Consider the following 215-nt stretch of genomic DNA (forward strand, 5'->3'; position numbering starts at 1 on the left):
TTATATGACATTCCTAAAAATTGCATCTCTATTAAATCGCCGATTAATATATTCGAGCCTCCGCCAAGCATCCTTGAAATTACGAAAGTGCTTACCGCCGCAACGAATACCATTGTGACTCCCGCCGCCATCCCGGGCAAACTTAAAGGAAGGACGATTTTATAAAAAACATTGAAAGAATTAGCACCCAAATCCTGCGAAGCCTCTATTAAACT

At 40.9% G+C, this 215-nt stretch carries 1 protein-coding gene; it reads right to left on the reverse strand.

The window, feature by feature from the left end; all coding sequences use genetic code 11:
* Positions 1-215, reverse strand: a 215-nt coding sequence (locus tag EZH24_RS13905; protein WP_137999521.1) for an ABC transporter permease subunit, incomplete at both ends; no start/stop codon positions are given.

Origin of the sequence: Brachyspira catarrhinii (genome assembly GCF_005518285.1) — a bacterium.
GTDB lineage: Bacteria > Spirochaetota > Brachyspiria > Brachyspirales > Brachyspiraceae > Brachyspira > Brachyspira catarrhinii.